A 16,422-nucleotide genomic window follows, 5' to 3' on the forward strand; every position below is an offset into this window, starting at 1 on the left:
GCACCCTCATGAGCGACCTCGCATTCACCCGCACCGACGCGACGCGGAAGCCCCAGTCCGAGCGCGACGCGATCCTCGCGGACCCCGGCTTCGGCAACCACTTCACCGACCACATGGTCTCGATCGCGTGGACGAAGGACGGCGGGTGGCACGACGCCGAGGTCGTCCCCTACGGGCCGATCCCGATGGACCCCGCCTCCTCGGTGCTGCACTACGGCCAGGAGATCTTCGAGGGGCTGAAGGCCTATCGCCATGCGGACGGCTCGATCGTCGCGTTCCGGCCCGAGGAGAACGCCCGGCGTCTGAACGAGAGCGCCCGGCGCCTCGCGCTGCCCGAGTTGCCCGTCGAGCTCTTCGTGCGCGCGGTGCACGAGCTCGTGGAGGTCGACGCCGACTGGGTGCCGAGCGGGGCCGACCAGAGCCTCTACCTGCGCCCGTTCATGATCGCCGACGAGAGCTTCCTCGGGGTGCGCGCCGCGCACCGGGCGCGCTTCATGATCATCGCGAGCCCCGCGGGCGCGTACTTCACCGGCGGCGTGAAGCCCGTCTCGATCTGGCTGTCCTCCGAGCTGGCCCGCGCCGGGCACGGCGGCACCGGAGCGGCCAAGTGCGGGGGCAACTACGCGTCCTCCCTGCTGCCCACCAACATCGCGGCGGCGAACGGCTGCGCCCAGGTGCTCTTCACCGACTCCGCCACGGAGGACACGATCGACGAGCTCGGCGGCATGAACCTGTTCCTCGTGCGCGCCGACGGGACGCTCATCACGCCCGCGCTCAACGGCAACATCCTCGACGGCATCACGCGCAAGAGCCTCATCCGGCTGGCCGGGGACCGCGGCCACGCGGTCGAGGAGCGCGCCGTGACGGTGTCCGAATGGCGCGACGGCGTGGCCGACGGCTCCATCGTCGAGGCCTTCGCCTGCGGCACGGCCGCGGTGATCACCCCGATCGCTCGGCTCAAGGGCGAGGCGGGGACCATCGTCGATTTCGGCGAGGCGGCGCCCGGCGCGCTCACGATGTCGCTGCGCGAGGAGCTCACCGGGATCCAGTTCGGGGTGCGCGAGGACCCTCACGGCTGGCTCGACGTGATCGTCCCGGCCGCCGTCGGCGCGGGGATGCGGGCGTGAAGGTCGCGCGCTTCCAGGCCGAGGGGGAGATCTCCTACGGGGTCCTCGATCAGGCGGAGCACGGGGGCGGCGTCGAGCTCGTCGAGCTCACCGGGGATCCGATGGTCGCGGGATACGACACGACGGGCCGGCGCTTCCGACTCGAGGACGTGCGCCTGCTCGCGCCCGTCATCCCGCGTTCGAAGGTCGTGTGCGTCGGCAAGAACTACGCCGACCACGTCGCCGAGATGGCCGACGTCACCGGCGGCGAGGCGCCCGAGGCGCCGCTCCTCTTCCTGAAGCCGAACACCTCCGTGATCGGCCCGGGCGACGCCATCGTGCGCCCGGAGGTCTCCGAGCGGGTCGAGCACGAGGGCGAGCTGGCCCTCGTCATCGGCGCCGTCGCGAAGGACGTGCCTGAGGAGGACGCGCTCACGGTCGTCTTCGGCTTCACCTGCGCGAACGACGTCACGGCCCGCGATCTCCAGATCGCCGACGGCCAGTGGACGCGCGGCAAGGGCTTCGACACCTTCTGCCCGCTAGGACCGGTGATCGAGACCGATCCGGATCTGCGCGATGCGCGCATCGTGACGCGCGTGAACGGCGAGATCCGCCAGGAGGGCCGCACCTCCCAGCTGATCCACTCGCTCGCGCGCATCGTCTCCTACGCCTCGCAGGCGTTCACGCTCCTGCCGGGCGACGTGATCCTCACCGGCACGCCGGCGGGCGTCGGGCCGCTCGATGCGGGCGACACGGTCGAGGTGGAGATCGAGGGGATCGGGATCCTCCGCAACAGCGTGGTCTGACACCGCGCGATCCGCCGGTCGCGCGGCCGACCGCGGATCGCTGTGCGACACTGGTCTCCCCGACGAAGGACAGGTGCACAGATGGCAGCGCGCATCGCGAGCGCCCCGAGGTTCGGGGTCGAGGAGGAGTTCCTGCTGCTCGACGCGGAGACCGGACTGCCGCGCGACGGGGTCATGGAGATCGCGCAACTGCGGCCTGAGCTCCCCATCGAGTTGGAGTTCTTCCACAGCCAGATCGAGACCGCGACGCCCGTCTGCGAGCGCGCCGAGGATGCGCTGGAGGCGATCCTCGGGTTCCGCGGCGCCGTCGCGGAGACCGCGGGAGCGCTCGGGCTCGTGCTCGCCGGGACGGGACTCCCGCCGATCGGCGGCGACGCCCCCGGCAGGGTCGTGCCGAAGCCGAGGTATCTCGACATCCACCGCACCATGCGCGGCATGGTCACCCGCTACTACTCGACCGGCACGCACGTGCACGTCGAGGTGCCCTCCCGCGACGCCGGTGTGGAGGTGATCGCGCGCATCGCCCCCTGGTCGCCCGCGCTGCTCGCACTGACCGCGAACTCGCCGATCTGGCTCGGCGGGGACAGCGGCTACGCGAGCTGGCGCTTCCTCTCCATCCAGCAGTGGCCGAGCTCCGGGTACCCGCCGCGCTTCGCCGATGCAGCCGAGTACGAGGCGACCGTGCAGGCGCTCGTGCGCGCCGGCGCCCTCATGGACACGGCGCTCGTGAACTGGTCGATCCGGCTCTCCGAGCGCTACCCGACCGTCGAGCTGCGCACCGCCGATGCCCAGCTGCGCGGCGAGGACGCGGTCGACTTCGCGCTGCTCCTGCGCGCCCTCGTGGCGCGCGCCCTCCGAGACGCCGCCTCGGGCGCGCCCGCGCCGGGGGCCCAGCGGGACGTGCTGCGCGGTGCGCACTGGCTGGCCGCGCGCAACGGGCTCGGTTCGGAGCTCGTGCACCCCGCGGAGGGAGCCCCCCATCCCGCGTTCGACGTCATCGACGCCCTGCTCGCGCATGCGGAGCCGGAGCTCGAGGCCGCGGGCGATCTCGCCCGCGTCCACGCATACCTCGCGCGACGCCGCAAGGACCTCGGCGGTGCGCAGCAGCAGCGCACCGCCTGGGAGGCCGGCGGGATCCGCGCGCTCCTGGAGCTCTACGGCGCCGGGCACGCGCCGGGCTGATCCCGCGCCGGCGTCGGTTCCGCGCCCCGGTGACAGCCGGCCGGGCCTCGGGTACGCTCGAGGCAACCGGGGCCGCGAGGAGGGGGTCGGGATGACCAACGGGTGGCAGGCCCTCCGACGGGGGGAATCGGCCCTCGAGCGCCGACGCTTCCTGGAGCGCGCGCACGAGCGCTTCATCGGCGAGCGCGCGACCCGGCTCGACGGCGGCTTCGACGGGGACCGCGGCACGGAGCGCGCTGCGGAGTCCGCAGGACTTCGCGCGGTGGTGCTCGATTCCTGGATGCGCGCGCGGAGGCTGACCGTCGACCCCGATCGTCTGCCCGAGCGGCAGGCCATCGACGAAGCGCAGCTCGCCGAACTGCAGCGGACGCACCCGATCGGCGAGGCGCTCGCGGTCGTGCGGCGGCTGCTGCTCGCAGAGGCGAGCGAATCCGGCTTTATCGTCGCGCTCGGCGACGCCGCCGGACGGCTGCTGTGGGTCGACGGCGATGCGCGGCTGCGCGCCCGGGCCGAGGAGATGGGCTTCCGCGCCGGGATGGACTGGTCCGAGCACGCCGTCGGCACGAGCGCTCCCGGCAGCGCCCTCGCCCTCGACCACGCGATCCAGGTGCTCGGCGCGGAGCACTACTCGCGGGCCGTGCACCCGTGGAGCTGCACCGCCGCTCCCGTCCACGATCCCGCGAGCGGAGCGATCATCGGAGTGATCGACGTCACGGGCGGCGACGGCGCGGCATCGCCGCATCTCATGCCGCTCATGGACGCGACGGTCGCGGCCGTCGAGGCCGAGCTGCAGCTCGCGGCTCTGCGTCGGCGCATGGAACAGGAGCGCGGCACGCGCGCGAGGCCGTCGCGTCCCACGACGGCGCCGCCGCGGCTCGTCGTGCTCGGACGGGACCCGGCGATGCTCGAGCGCGACGGCGGCGCGCTCCCGGTCAGCGGGCGCCACGCCGAGATCCTGCTCGCCCTCGCCGCAGCGCCGAACGGCCTGCCGGCCGCGGAGCTCGCGCACCGGGTGTACGGGTACGCGGGGGCAGAAGGCACCCTCCGGCCGGAGATGGTCCGACTGCGGCGGTGGCTCGAGCAGCACGCGACGGGCATCGCACTGCACTCCCGCCCGTATCGCCTCGAGCCGCCCCTGCGCGTCGACGCGCACGAGACCCTGGAGGCGCTGAGCCGCGGCGCGCACCGCCTCGCTCTGGCGGCCTACGAGGGGCCGGTGCTCCCCGCCTCCGACGCCCCCGTCGTGACGGAGCTTCGGGCCGCCGTGGATGCGACGCTGCGGGAGGCCATGCTGCAGTCCGCCGCCGCGGAGCCGCTGTTCGACTACGCCCAGAACTGGGCCGCAGACGATGCCAGGGTGTGGGAGACGCTGCTGCAGGTGCTGCCGCCGCTCTCGCCCAAGCGCGCCAGAGTCGTCGCGCGGCTCGAAGGAATCGCTCGGGAGCAGTGACCCGCGACGGGCCCGTGCAACGCGAGTGCAACCTCGCGCGGCCTAGCATGCCGAGTACCGGATCGCCGATCCGGATCGACAACGACGTCAAGAGGAGTCCCATCATGGTCGTGTACGCCGCCCCGGGCCAGCCGGATGCGCTGGTGAGCTTCCAGAGCCGCTACGAGCACTACATCGGCGGAGCCTGGGTCCCGCCCGTCCAGGGCCGATACTTCGAGAACGTGACCCCCGTCACCGGAAAACCGTTCTGCGAGATCGCCCGCGGCACCGCCGAGGACATCGAGGCGGCGCTCGATGCGGCCCACGCCGCCGCCCCGGCCTGGGGACGGACCAGCCCCGCCGAGCGCGCGGTGATCCTCAACCGGATCGCGGATCGCATCGAGGAGAACCTCGAGGCGATCGCGGTCGCCGAGACCTGGGACAACGGCAAGGCCGTCCGCGAAACCCTGAACGCCGACATTCCCCTCGCCGTCGACCACTTCCGCTACTTCGCCGGCGCGATCCGCGCGCAGGAGGGTGGGATCTCCCAGATCGACGAGGATCTCGTCGCGTACCACTTCCACGAGCCGCTCGGCGTCGTCGGTCAGATCATCCCGTGGAACTTCCCGATCCTCATGGCCACCTGGAAGCTCGCTCCTGCGCTCGCCGCCGGGAACGCGGTCGTGCTCAAGCCCGCGGAGCAGACCCCCGCGTCGATCCTGTTCCTGTTCGAGCTCATCGGCGACCTGCTCCCGCCGGGGGTCGTCAACATCGTCAACGGCTTCGGCGCCGAGGCGGGCAAGCCCCTCGCCTCGAACCCCCGCATCCGCAAGATCGCGTTCACCGGGGAGACGACGACGGGCCGGCTCATCATGCAGTACGCCTCCGAGAACATCATCCCGGTGACGCTCGAGCTCGGCGGGAAGAGCCCCAACATCTTCTTCGAGGACGTGCGGGCACGCGACGACGCCTACTGGGACAAGGCGCAGGAGGGCTTCGCCATGTTCGCCCTCAACCAGGGGGAGGTCTGCACCTGCCCGTCCCGGGCGCTCATCCAGGAATCCATCGCCGACGACTTCCTCGCGGCCGCCGTGGACCGCACCGAGCGCATCACCCGCGGCAATCCGCTCGACACCGACACGATGATGGGCGCGCAGGCGTCCAACGACCAGTTCGAGAAGATCAAGTCGTACCTCGACATCGGCCGGCAGGAGGGCGCCCAGGTGCTCACGGGCGGGGAGGTCGCCGACCTCGGCGGCGAGTACGCGGACGGCTTCTACATCCAGCCGACCATCTTCCGCGGGGACAACTCCATGCGCGTCTTCCAGGAGGAGATCTTCGGCCCCGTCGTCGCGGCGACGACCTTCCGCGACTTCGACGACGCGATCGGGATCGCGAACGACACCCTGTACGGCCTCGGCGCGGGGGTGTGGAGCCGCGATGGGAACACGGCCTATCGCGCGGGCCGGGCGATCCAGGCCGGTCGCGTCTGGGTGAACAACTACCACGCCTACCCCGCGCACGCCGCCTTCGGCGGATACAAGTCGAGCGGCATCGGTCGCGAGAACCACCTGATGATGCTCGACCACTACCAGCAGACGAAGAACCTGCTCGTCAGCTACAGCGAGACCGCCCAGGGCTTCTTCTGAGCCGCTACGTCCCGCCCCGTCCCGCGAGCGCCGCGGGACGGGGCGTACCATGAGACCGAGCGGCACCGTCGCCGCAGCGAGGAGGGCATCGTGTCCCGCACCGTACCGAATCCCGACGTCGATCGCGTCCCGCCGCAGCTCGGGAGCTGCGAGCTCGACGGCTCCGCGCCCCCTGCGCCCGCGCCGCCGGCCGCGGAGCCGATCCCGGGCGCCGTCGACGCCCGACCCGAGGTGCCGGGGGAGACCGCCAGCCGGCTCGCCTTCACGCCGGCGGCCCTCGCGCTCATCGAGCAGCTCTGGGAGATGCACGGGCCGCTCATGTTCCACCAGTCCGGAGGCTGCTGCGACGGCAGTTCGCCGATGTGCTACCAGGCGGGAGAGTTCCGCACCGGTGCGCAGGACGTGCTGCTCGGCACGCTCGAGCTCCCCGCGGCCGATGCGGATGCGGGTCCCCGAGAGATCGGATTCTGGATGTCCCGCGAGCAGTTCGCGGTGTGGGCGCACACGCACCTCACCGTCGACGCGGTGCCCGGCCGGGGGAGCGGGTTCTCGCTCGAGGCTCCGGAGGGCCGGCGCTTCCTGATCCGCTCCCGACTGCTGTGACCACCGAGGCCTCGCGCGACGAGTCCTCCCGTGCGTAGGGTGGGGGCATGACCGCTCAGCTCGCGCATGACGGATCCGCCTTCCCGGCCATCGGCCTCGGCAGCTCCCGCCTGAACGGCGTCGCGGGCGCCGACGCCGTGAGCGCCGCCCTGCGCGGCGGGTACCGGCTCGTCGATTCGGCCTTCGCCTACGAGAACGAGGGCGCCGTCGGCCGCGGCGTGCGCGAATCCGGCGTCGACCGTTCCGAGGTGATCGTCACGAGCAAGCTGCCCGGGCGGCACCACGACTACGATGCGGCGTTGCGCACCGTCGAGGAGAGCGTCTACCGGATCGGCGCCGGCGCGATCGATCTCTATCTCATCCACTGGCCCAACCCCGGGGCGGGGAAGTACGTCGAGGCCTGGCGCGCGCTCATCGAGGCGCGCGAGTGCGGCCTCGTGCGCCGCATCGGGGTCTCCAACTTCCTGCCCGAGCACCTCGAGCGCATCGAGGGGGAGACCGGCGTGCGCCCCGTCGTGAACCAGATCGAGCTGCATCCGAGGTTCCCGCAGGAGGAGGCGCTCGCCTACCACCGGGAGCACGGCATCGTCACGGAGGCGTGGAGCCCGGTGGGCCGCGGCGGAGACGTCGTCGAGGACCCGGTGATCGCGCGGGTCGCCGCTGCGCACGGCGTCACCCCGGTGCAGGCGATCCTCGCCTGGCACGTCGCGCGCGGCGCCGTGCCGCTGCCGAAGTCGCAGGATCCCGCGCGGCAGTGCGAGAATCTCGCGGCCGAGAATATCGTCCTCGCCCCCGAGGAGGTCGCCGCGATCACGGCGCTCGGCCGCCCCGATGGACGGCTCAAAGGTCAGGATCCGGCCGTCTACGAGGAGTTCTGAGCCGCGCATCCGCGGCTCGGACGCCGCCGGGCCCGGGGGATGCGACAATAGAAGGCGATGGATCCGAACAAGCTCAACCACGGCGCGGCCGCGCAGCCCTCGCCGGAGGCGCCGCCGAAGCTCATCAAGACGCGGCCCCGCGCCGCCGCGGCGCGCCCGCAGGTGCGCCCGAAGGCCGAGGGATGGCAGCAGCTGACGAGCCCCGACGGCCGTCCGACCCTCCAGTTCGCATCGCCGCGCGTCAAGCAGCCGGACACGCACCTTGCGGACATGACCCTCGCCGAGCGCGAGGCGAAGGTCGTGGAGCTGGGGCTGCCGAAGTTCCGTGCGAAGCAGCTCTCGAAGCACTACTTCGAGCACCGCACGACCGACCCCGAGCGGATGACGGATCTGCCGAAGGACCGGCGCGATGAGCTGGCCGCCGCGTTCTTCCCGCCGCTGCTCACCGAGGTGAAGCGGCTCGTGACCGACGATGGGGACACCGTCAAGTTCCTCTGGCGCCTCTTCGACGGTGCGCTCGTCGAGTCGGTGCTCATGCGCTACCCGGGCCGGATCACGCTCTGCGTCTCCAGCCAGTGCGGCTGCGGCATGAACTGCCCGTTCTGCGCGACGGGCCAGGCGGGGCTCACCCGCAACATGTCGACCGCCGAGATCCTCGATCAGATCGTGCAGGCGAACCGCGTGATCGCCGAGGGCGGACTCGGCCGACGGCGCGAGGCCGGCAACGGCGCCGAGCCGGAGCGCGTGAACAACATCGTCTTCATGGGCATGGGCGAGCCGCTCGCCAACTACAAGCGGGTGATGCACGCGGTGCACCGCATGATCGCGCCGTCGCCCGAGGGGCTCGGCATGTCCGCCCGCGGCATCACGGTCTCGACCGTGGGGCTCGCCCCGGCGATCCGCAAGCTCGCGGCGGAGGACATCCCCATCACCTTCGCGCTGTCGCTGCACGCGCCGGACGACCAGCTGCGCGACGATCTCATCCCGGTGAACAGCCGGTGGAAGGTCGAGGAGGTGCTCGACGCCGCATACCACTACTACGAGACGACGGGGCGCCGGGTCTCCATCGAGTACGCGCTCATCAAGGACATGAACGATCACGCCTGGCGCGCCGACCTGCTCGCGGAGAAGCTCAACGCCCGCGGGAGGGGCTGGGTGCACGTCAACCCGATCCCGTTGAACCCGACGCCGGGCTCCATCTGGACCTCCTCCACCAAGGAGGTCACGCGCGAGTTCGTCGACCGGCTCAACGCCGCCGGGATCCCGACGACCCTGCGCGACACCCGCGGCAAGGAGATCGACGGGGCCTGCGGGCAGCTCGTCGCCACGGAGCAGGACCGCGCCGAGGCCGAGGCCTTCGCGACGGCGGGCTGAGTGGCGGTGTCCGGCGCCGTGCGCTGCAGGCGGAACGGCTGATCGCGGGATCGCTCCGCCTCCGGTCGTGCCCACGACGGTGCTAGCGTGGCGTGCATGGGAGAGCACCGTGACGACCGCGGCCTCGCACTGGGCGTCACCGTGTGCGTGCTCGCCGCGCTCGGGCTCGTGATCACCGCGCTGCCCCGCTTCGAGCCGCAACAGTGGGGTGCAACGATCGTCGTCGGCGTGCTCGGCCCGATCGGGGGCGTACTGCTCGCCGTGCTGGCCTGGAGGGCGATCACGCGGGCGACGCGACGCCCGGCGACGACGGTCGCGCGGGTCGCTCTCGCGCTGTCCGTCGCGGGCGTCCTCTCGGCCCTGTCCCTCTGGGGCGTCTGAGTCCGGCGGCGTCGCGCCGGGCATAATGGCCGCGAATGAATGTTATGTCTTGCTTCATCATGGATTATGATCGGCTACACTGCAGGTCATGAGCACGCTTCGCACCTCCGAGCCGCTCGGCTCGATCGACTCCACCGAGCTGCGCATCCTCCACGCGCTCGCCACCACCGGATCCCTCACCGCGGCGGCCGGCACCCTCGGCCTCAGCCAGCCCGCGGTGAGCCAGCGGATCAAGCGGGTCGAGACGCGTCTCGCCGTGCCGCTCATAGAACGGAACGGTCGCGGGATCCGGCTCACCCCGGCGGGACGCATCCTCGCCGACCACGGGCGCACCGTCGTCGCCGAGATCGACGCGGCGCTCGCCGCCATCGACGACCTACGCGGCGAGCGCGCCGGCACGCTCCGGCTCGTCGGCTTCCCCTCCGCATCGGCGACCGTGGTGCCCTCGCTCATGCGCGCACTCGCGGTCGAGGCGCCGGAGGTGTCGCTGCAGTACCGCGAGGCCGAGCCGCCCGCCGCCACCGCGATGCTCCGCGACGGCGAGGTCGACTGCGCGCTGATCTTCGACTACGAGGGGGCGGGCGGGCTGCCCGCGGGCAGCGCCTTCCAGCCGCTGTGGCGCGAAGAGGTGCGGCTCGTCGTGTCGCAGGCGCGCGGGGTCGCAGGCGGAGCGGCCGACCTCGCGGACTACGCGGAGGAGCACTGGATCGCGGGCTGCGAGAAGTGCCGCGGGCACCTCCTCAGCGCCGCCGGCGAGGCGGGCTTCGAACCCGACATCATCCAGGAGACCGACAACGTCCCCGCGATGCTCGCCATGGCCGCCGCGGGCGGCGCGGTGGCCCTCGTCCCCGGGCTCGCGCTCGCGGCGGCGCGCTCCCTGCCCGATGACGCGAGCGCGCTGCCCCTGACGCCCGCCCGGTACCGCACCATCGGCATCGTCTCCATGGCGACCGCGAACGAGAGCCCGCAGGTGCGCCTGGCGAAGCGGCTCCTCTCGGGCGTCGACGGCGCGCAGTGGGGGCTCGAAGCGGTCTCGTGAGCCGCGTCGTCGCGCGTCGCGGAGCCCGTACGCAGTAGACTGGGGACGATGTCTGAGACCGCCAGCCCCCAGTTCTCCACAGCCACCGGCAGCGACGTTCGCGTGCGCTTCTGCCCCTCGCCGACGGGCACCCCGCACGTCGGCATGGTGCGGACGGCCCTCTTCAACTGGGCGTACGCCCGGCATACCGGAGGCACCTTCGTGTTCCGCATCGAGGACACCGACGCCGCGCGCGACAGCGAGGAGAGCTACGGGCAGATCCTCGATTCCCTGCGCTGGCTCGGGCTCGATTGGGACGAGGGCATCGACGTCGGCGGCCCCCATGGGCCGTACCGCCAGTCCCAGCGCGGCGAGATCTACCAGGACGTGATCGCGCGGCTCCGCGCGGCAGGCTACCTGTACGAGAGCTACTCGAGCGCCGAGGAGATCGACGCGCGCAACCTCGCGGCCGGCCGCCCCAAGCAGCTCGGCTACGACAACTTCGACCGCGGCCTCACCGAGGAGCAGCGCGCGGCGTTCCGCGCCGAGGGCCGCGAGCCCGCGCTGCGCTTCCGGGTCCCCGACGCGGATCTCTCCTTCACCGATCTCGTGCGCGGGGACATCACCTTCCCCGCGGGCTCGACGATCGACTTCGTCGTGGTCCGCCCGAACGGCGCCCCGCTCTACACCCTGGTGAACCCCGTGGACGACGCGCTCATGGGCATCACCCACGTGCTGCGCGGCGAGGATCTGCTCTCCTCGACGCCGCGGCAGATCGCGCTCCACCACGCCCTCGTCGAGCTCGGCATCGCCCGGGCGATCCCGCAGTTCGGGCATCTGCCCTACGTGATGGGCGAGGGCAACAAGAAGCTCTCCAAGCGCGACCCCGAGTCGAACCTCCTGCATCACCGGTCGCGCGGCTTCATCCCCGAGGGGCTGCTCAACTACCTCTCGCTCCTCGGTTGGTCGATCGGGCCGGATCGCGACATCTTCAGCAGCGCGGAGATGGTGGCGGCCTTCGACGTCGCCGACGTCAACCCGAACCCCGCCCGCTTCGATCAGAAGAAGGCCGACGCGATCAACGCCGACCACATCAGACTCCTCTCCGAGGAGGACTTCGGCCGGCGCATCCTGCCCTACCTCATCGCGGGCGGCGCGCTCCCGGTCGAACCGAGCGCGCCGCAGCTCGACGTCGTCCGGCGCGCCGTCCCCTCGTGCAGAGCCGCGTCACCGTGCTCTCCGAGGTCGTGGGCATGATGGGCTTCCTCTTCACGACCGCCGACGCGCTCGTCGTGGAGGAGGATGCGCTGCGGTCGTTGAAAGCGGACGCGCCGCAGGTGCTCGCCGCCGGAATCCAGGCGCTCGAGCCGATCCCGGAGGCCGAGTGGGCCACCGAGCCGATCCAGCAGGCGCTCCAGGGTGCGCTCATCGACGGGCTCGGGCTGAAGCCCCGCGTCGCGTTCGGAGCGCTGCGCGTCGCCGCCTCGGGGCGTCGCGTCTCGCCCCCGCTCTTCGAGTCCTTCGAGCTGCTCGGCAAGGCGGAGACCCTGGCGCGGCTGCGGAGCCTCGCCGCCCGGCTCGAAGATCCGGCCGGCGCGGCGTAGCGATGGCGGCGGAGGATCGGACGGCGCCCGTCGGCGTCGCCATCATCGGCGGCGGACCGGCCGGGCTCTCGGCGGGCCTGCAGCTCGTGCGCGCGAACCGGCGCATCGCGATCCTCGACAGCAATCGACCGCGGCACTCCGCGACGCTCCGCTCGCACGGCTTCCTCACGCGGGACGGTATCTCGCCGCTCGAGCTGCGCCGCCTCGGGCGCGAGGAGTTCGAAGCGTACCCGAGCGCGATCACCGCGCAGGCGGTGGTCCGCGAGGTGCTGCCGCTCGCTGCGGAGGAGGCGCTCGCCGTCGGCTTCCCCGACGGCATCGGCTTCCGAGTGCGTGCGACGGGGATCCGCGGCGCCGCCGACGAGACCTTCGTCGCGCGCCGCGTCCTCCTCGCCGCGGGGCTCACGGAGGAGTTGCCTGCGCTCCCCATGATTCGCGCGTACTACGGGACCGCTCTGCACAGCTGCGTCGAGTGCGATGGCTTCGAGAAGAGCGATGAGCCGCTCGCGCTCATCGGGGAGACGACCGATGTCTTCTCGCGGGCCCTGCTCATCAGCCGGTTCAGCTCGGATCTCATCGTGTTCACGAACGGGGCCGACACGATCCGGGCCGAGCAGGAGGCGCAGCTCGCGGGCATCGGCGTCCGCGTGGAGCGACGCGCGATCGACGACATCGTGGGCGAGAAGGCAGAGATGACGGGGGTCCGCCTCGCCGACGGCGAGGTGATTCCCCGGGTCGGGGGCTTCGTGCGACCCCGTTGGCACGCACCCGTCGAATTCCTCGGCGAGCTGCCCATCGCGCGCGACGCCTGGGGGCTCGTCTCCGTCGACGCGCGCGGCGAGAGCTCGATCCGCGGCGTGTACGCCGTCGGCGACATCGTCCCTCCCGGCCCGCAGCAGCTCATCATCGCGGCGGGCAACGGCGCGCGCGTGGCGGCCAAGCTCAACCTCGACATGATTCGAGGCGCGCTCGGCGTGGGGCGCGTCGACGACTGAACCGGGCCGAGCCCGGGACGCCGCCTAGCTCGCGGTCGCGGCGTATCGCGCGGCGGCCTCGCGGGCGAACTCGGGACCGTACTGCCGGCCGAGCACCTCGTCGCGCAGCTCCGCGAAGTCGCCGTCGATGATGCTCTGCCTGATCCGTTCGACCAGACGGACGATGTAGCGCTCGTTGTGGATCGTCGCGAGCGTCGAGGAGAGCATCTCCTTCGCCTTGAAGAGGTGGTGCAGGTAGGCCGCCGTGTAGTGCTCGCAGGTGTAGCAGTCGCACTCGGGATCGAGCGGCTCGAAGCGGCGGCGCTGGGCCGAGGCCTTCGCATTGATGCGCCCGCTCGGGGAATACATGCTCCCGCCACGGGCCTGGCGCGACGGCGCCACGCAGTCGAAGGTGTCGGCGCCGGCCGCGATCCCCGCGAAGAGGTCGTCGGGCTCGGAGATCCCGAGGAGGTGCCTGGGGCGATCCTCGGGGAGCTCGTCGCTCACCCAGCCGACGATCGTGCCGAGCTCGCGCTTCTCGAGCGCGCCGCCGATCCCGAAACCGTCGAAGCGCTGGGCCTCGGCCTCCGCGCCGCGCATCGTCGCGAGCCCTCGTGCGGCCGCGCGACGCAGGTCCTCATACTGGGCGCCCTGCACCACGCCGAAGAGCGCCTGGTAGGGACGATGGCCGCGCGCCGCCGTCTGCCTGGCGTGCTCGTCGAGGCAGCGCACCGCCCAGCGCGCCGTGCGGGCGACGGAATCCTCCTGGTAGGCGCGCGTGTTGAGGAGCGTGGTGCACTCGTCGAAGGCGAAGATGATGTCTGCGCCGAGTTCGTGCTGGATCCGCATGGAGACCTCGGGGGTGAAGCGATGCTTGTCGCCGTTGAGGAAGGACTTGAAGGTGACGCCGTCCTCGTCGACGTGCGCGAGGCGCTCCTTCGTCTTCGCGATGACCTCGGCGTCGGCGTACGCGGACTCGGTCATCGAGATGACCTTCTTGAAGCCGACGCCGAGCGACATGACCTGGAATCCGCCGGAGTCGGTGAACGTGGGGCCTTCCCAGTTCATGAACCTCCCCAGACCGCCCGCCTCGTCCACGAGATCGCTGCCGGGCTGCAGGAACAAGTGGTAGGCGTTCGCGAGGACGGCCTGGCCGCCGAGCTCGCGCACCGTCGCCGGCAGCAGGGCCTTCACCGTGGCCTTCGTGCCGACGGGGATGAACGCGGGGGTCTGGATCTCGCCGTGCGGCGTGCGGATCGTCCCCGCACGGCCGAGCGGCGCGCCGTCCGAGCCGAGCGCCCCGCCCGCGCCGAGACGATGCTCGACGGCGAAGCCGAAGTCGTCGGGGGAGGGCGGGGGAGTCGCTGCAGTCTGCTCGTTCACCCGTCCATCTAAGCATCGCGGTGCTGCGGGCGGGCCGGGTGGCCCCCTCCGGGAGTCGCCGCACGGTGACGGCGTGCGCGACACGCCCGGGTGTGGGGTGGATGTTGCTGCGGGTCGCGGTTCGGCGTAATGTATTCCCTTGTCAGCGCATCGGAGCCGGGCCGCGAAGCGGTTCCGGCGATTGTGATGCGCTTCTCACCGCACTTGGTGTGGTAAGTTGGACAGGTTGCTGTTCGGAGCCTCCTTGGTTGGGGGTGACGGGTGGTGTCTGGTCTTTGAGAACTCAATAGTGTGCACTTGAAATTGGTGTATGCCAATATGTTTTATCCCCGTCACCCGGACCCTTTTGGGGTGTGGGTGTGGGTGATTCCTTTTTTGGATAACGAGACTGTCAGTTTGATGGTTTCTGTTGCCAGTTCGAACTCGTAACCCTGTGTGGGTGGCTTATTCCGCTGCCCGGGGTTGCACTGTTTTTTTTACGGAGAGTTTGATCCTGGCTCAGGACGAACGCTGGCGGCGTGCTTAACACATGCAAGTCGAACGCTGAAGCCCGAGCTTGCTCGGGTGGATGAGTGGCGAACGGGTGAGTAACACGTGAGTAACCTGCCCATGTCTCTGGGATAAGCGCTGGAAACGGCGTCTAATACTGGATATGTCCCATCACCGCATGGTGTGTGGGTGGAAAGATTTATCGGACATGGATGGGCTCGCGGCCTATCAGCTTGATGGTGGGGTAACGGCTCACCATGGCGACGACGGGTAGCCGGCCTGAGAGGGTGACCGGCCACACTGGGACTGAGACACGGCCCAGACTCCTACGGGAGGCAGCAGTGGGGAATATTGCACAATGGGCGCAAGCCTGATGCAGCAACGCCGCGTGAGGGATGACGGCCTTCGGGTTGTAAACCTCTTTTGTCAGGGAAGAAGCCGCAAGGTGACGGTACCTGGAGAAAAAGCACCGGCTAACTACGTGCCAGCAGCCGCGGTAATACGTAGGGTGCAAGCGTTGTCCGGAATTATTGGGCGTAAAGAGCTCGTAGGCGGCTTGTCGCGTCTGCTGTGAAATCCCGGGGCTCAACCCCGGGCCTGCAGTGGGTACGGGCAGGCTAGAGTGCGGTAGGGGAGATTGGAATTCCTGGTGTAGCGGTGGAATGCGCAGATATCAGGAGGAACACCGATGGCGAAGGCAGATCTCTGGGCCGTAACTGACGCTGAGGAGCGAAAGCATGGGGAGCGAACAGGATTAGATACCCTGGTAGTCCATGCCGTAAACGTTGGGAACTAGATGTAGGGCCTGTTCCACGGGTTCTGTGTCGTAGCTAACGCATTAAGTTCCCCGCCTGGGGAGTACGGCCGCAAGGCTAAAACTCAAAGGAATTGACGGGGGCCCGCACAAGCGGCGGAGCATGCGGATTAATTCGATGCAACGCGAAGAACCTTACCAAGGCTTGACATGTAGAAGAACGGGCGAGAGATCGTCAACTCTTTGGACACTTCTATACAGGTGGTGCATGGTTGTCGTCAGCTCGTGTCGTGAGATGTTCGGTTAAGTCCGGCAACGAGCGCAACCCTCGTCCTATGTTGCCAGCACGTGATGGTGGGAACTCATGGGATACTGCCGTGGTCAACACGGAGGAAGGTGGGGATGACGTCAAATCATCATGCCCCTTATGTCTTGGGCTTCACGCATGCTACAATGGCCGGTACAAAGGGCTGCGATACCGTAAGGTGGAGCGAATCCCAAAAAGCCGGTCTCAGTTCGGATTGGGGTCTGCAACTCGACCCCATGAAGTCGGAGTCGCTAGTAATCGCAGATCAGCAACGCTGCGGTGAATACGTTCCCGGGCCTTGTACACACCGCCCGTCAAGTCATGAAAGTCGGTAACACCCGAAGCCGGTGGCCTAACCCCTTGTGGGAGGGAGCTGTCGAAGGTGGGACTGGTGATTAGGACTAAGTCGTAACAAGGTAGCCGTACCGGAAGGTGCGGCTGGATCACCTCCTTTCTAAGGAGCACTCGTGACCCTTTGTGGGTTG

The 16,422-nt window shown here is 70.1% G+C and carries 12 protein-coding genes, 1 rRNA gene and 1 pseudogene; 13 read left to right on the forward strand and 1 reads right to left on the reverse strand.

The genetic code is table 11. The annotated features are described in order from the left end of the window. The first annotated feature begins 8 nt into the window (after nt 1–8). The 12 genes and pseudogenes from MUN78_RS05595 to MUN78_RS05650 all read left to right on the forward strand — a co-directional run bounded on the left by MUN78_RS05595 (nt 9) and on the right by MUN78_RS05650 (nt 13,025). Nucleotides 9–1,127 (forward strand): branched-chain amino acid aminotransferase, encoded by a 1,119-nt coding sequence (locus tag MUN78_RS05595; protein WP_244729363.1) that lies wholly within the window; start codon nt 9–11, stop codon nt 1,125–1,127. Beyond that, nucleotides 1,124–1,912: a fumarylacetoacetate hydrolase family protein gene (locus MUN78_RS05600; RefSeq protein ID WP_244729365.1), complete on the forward strand. Its 789-nt coding sequence runs from the start codon at nt 1,124–1,126 to the stop codon at nt 1,910–1,912. Before MUN78_RS05595 ends, MUN78_RS05600 begins: the two co-directional genes overlap by 4 nt. Nucleotides 1,913–1,993: 81 nt before the next feature. After that, nucleotides 1,994–3,094 carry a carboxylate-amine ligase gene (locus tag MUN78_RS05605; RefSeq protein ID WP_244729366.1) on the forward strand — a complete coding sequence of 367 codons (1,101 nt, stop codon included), beginning with the start codon at nt 1,994–1,996 and terminating at the stop codon, nt 3,092–3,094. A 91-nt stretch (nt 3,095–3,185) separates the two neighbouring features. Then, on the forward strand, nt 3,186–4,544 hold the full coding sequence (locus MUN78_RS05610) for a sigma-54-dependent transcriptional regulator family protein (protein WP_244729368.1): 1,359 nt from the start codon (nt 3,186–3,188) through the stop codon (nt 4,542–4,544). Between the two features lie 104 nt (nt 4,545–4,648). Beyond that, complete coding sequence (gene exaC, locus MUN78_RS05615; RefSeq protein ID WP_244729370.1) at nt 4,649–6,172, forward strand: acetaldehyde dehydrogenase ExaC; 1,524 nt, start codon at nt 4,649–4,651, stop codon at nt 6,170–6,172. A 201-nt stretch (nt 6,173–6,373) separates the two neighbouring features. Next, complete coding sequence (locus tag MUN78_RS05620) at nt 6,374–6,775, forward strand: DUF779 domain-containing protein (protein WP_244693996.1); 402 nt, start codon at nt 6,374–6,376, stop codon at nt 6,773–6,775. A 47-nt stretch (nt 6,776–6,822) separates the two neighbouring features. After that, nucleotides 6,823–7,653, forward strand: a complete 831-nt coding sequence (locus MUN78_RS05625; RefSeq protein ID WP_244729372.1) for an aldo/keto reductase — start codon at nt 6,823–6,825, stop codon at nt 7,651–7,653. A gap of 57 nt (nt 7,654–7,710) precedes the next feature. After that, complete coding sequence (rlmN, locus tag MUN78_RS05630; protein ID WP_244729374.1) at nt 7,711–9,027, forward strand: dual-specificity RNA methyltransferase RlmN; 1,317 nt, start codon at nt 7,711–7,713, stop codon at nt 9,025–9,027. Nucleotides 9,028–9,123: 96 nt separating this feature from the next. Next, nucleotides 9,124–9,408, forward strand: coding sequence for a hypothetical protein (locus MUN78_RS05635; protein ID WP_244729376.1), 285 nt, complete (start codon nt 9,124–9,126; stop codon nt 9,406–9,408). Between the two features lie 88 nt (nt 9,409–9,496). Further along, entirely contained in the window at nt 9,497–10,447 is a 951-nt protein-coding gene (locus tag MUN78_RS05640) for a LysR family transcriptional regulator (RefSeq protein ID WP_244729377.1), read from the forward strand. A 48-nt stretch (nt 10,448–10,495) separates the two neighbouring features. Continuing rightward, nucleotides 10,496–12,030: pseudogene (gene gltX, locus MUN78_RS05645) on the forward strand (glutamate--tRNA ligase). A gap of 2 nt (nt 12,031–12,032) precedes the next feature. Further along, nucleotides 12,033–13,025, forward strand: coding sequence for an NAD(P)/FAD-dependent oxidoreductase (locus MUN78_RS05650; RefSeq protein WP_244693550.1), 993 nt, complete (start codon nt 12,033–12,035; stop codon nt 13,023–13,025). 24 nt (nt 13,026–13,049) lie between these two features. On the opposite strand, the gene tgt is transcribed toward MUN78_RS05650, so the two are convergent. After that, the gene (gene tgt, locus MUN78_RS05655) at nt 13,050–14,387 is read right to left on the reverse strand and encodes a tRNA guanosine(34) transglycosylase Tgt (RefSeq protein ID WP_244729379.1); all 1,338 of its coding nucleotides are present in this window, start codon (nt 14,385–14,387) and stop codon (nt 13,050–13,052) included. A 475-nt stretch (nt 14,388–14,862) separates the two neighbouring features. Between tgt and MUN78_RS05660 the strand changes: the two genes are divergently transcribed. Beyond that, nucleotides 14,863–16,391, forward strand: a 16S ribosomal RNA gene (locus MUN78_RS05660). Nucleotides 16,392–16,422: the final 31 nt, after the last annotated feature.

This window comes from Leucobacter allii (assembly GCF_022919155.1).
Lineage (GTDB): Bacteria > Actinomycetota > Actinomycetes > Actinomycetales > Microbacteriaceae > Leucobacter > Leucobacter allii.

Coding starts and splice junctions, on each gene's coding strand:
- MUN78_RS05595 (WP_244729363.1), top strand. CDS start 9: ATGAGCGACCTCGCATTCACCCGCACCGACGCGACGCGGAAGCCCCAG.
- MUN78_RS05605 (WP_244729366.1), top strand. CDS start 1,994: ATGGCAGCGCGCATCGCGAGCGCCCCGAGGTTCGGGGTCGAGGAGGAG.
- MUN78_RS05610 (WP_244729368.1), top strand. CDS start 3,186: ATGACCAACGGGTGGCAGGCCCTCCGACGGGGGGAATCGGCCCTCGAG.
- exaC (WP_244729370.1), top strand. CDS start 4,649: ATGGTCGTGTACGCCGCCCCGGGCCAGCCGGATGCGCTGGTGAGCTTC.
- MUN78_RS05625 (WP_244729372.1), top strand. CDS start 6,823: ATGACCGCTCAGCTCGCGCATGACGGATCCGCCTTCCCGGCCATCGGC.
- rlmN (WP_244729374.1), top strand. CDS start 7,711: ATGGATCCGAACAAGCTCAACCACGGCGCGGCCGCGCAGCCCTCGCCG.
- MUN78_RS05635 (WP_244729376.1), top strand. CDS start 9,124: ATGGGAGAGCACCGTGACGACCGCGGCCTCGCACTGGGCGTCACCGTG.
- MUN78_RS05640 (WP_244729377.1), top strand. CDS start 9,497: ATGAGCACGCTTCGCACCTCCGAGCCGCTCGGCTCGATCGACTCCACC.
- MUN78_RS05650 (WP_244693550.1), top strand. CDS start 12,033: ATGGCGGCGGAGGATCGGACGGCGCCCGTCGGCGTCGCCATCATCGGC.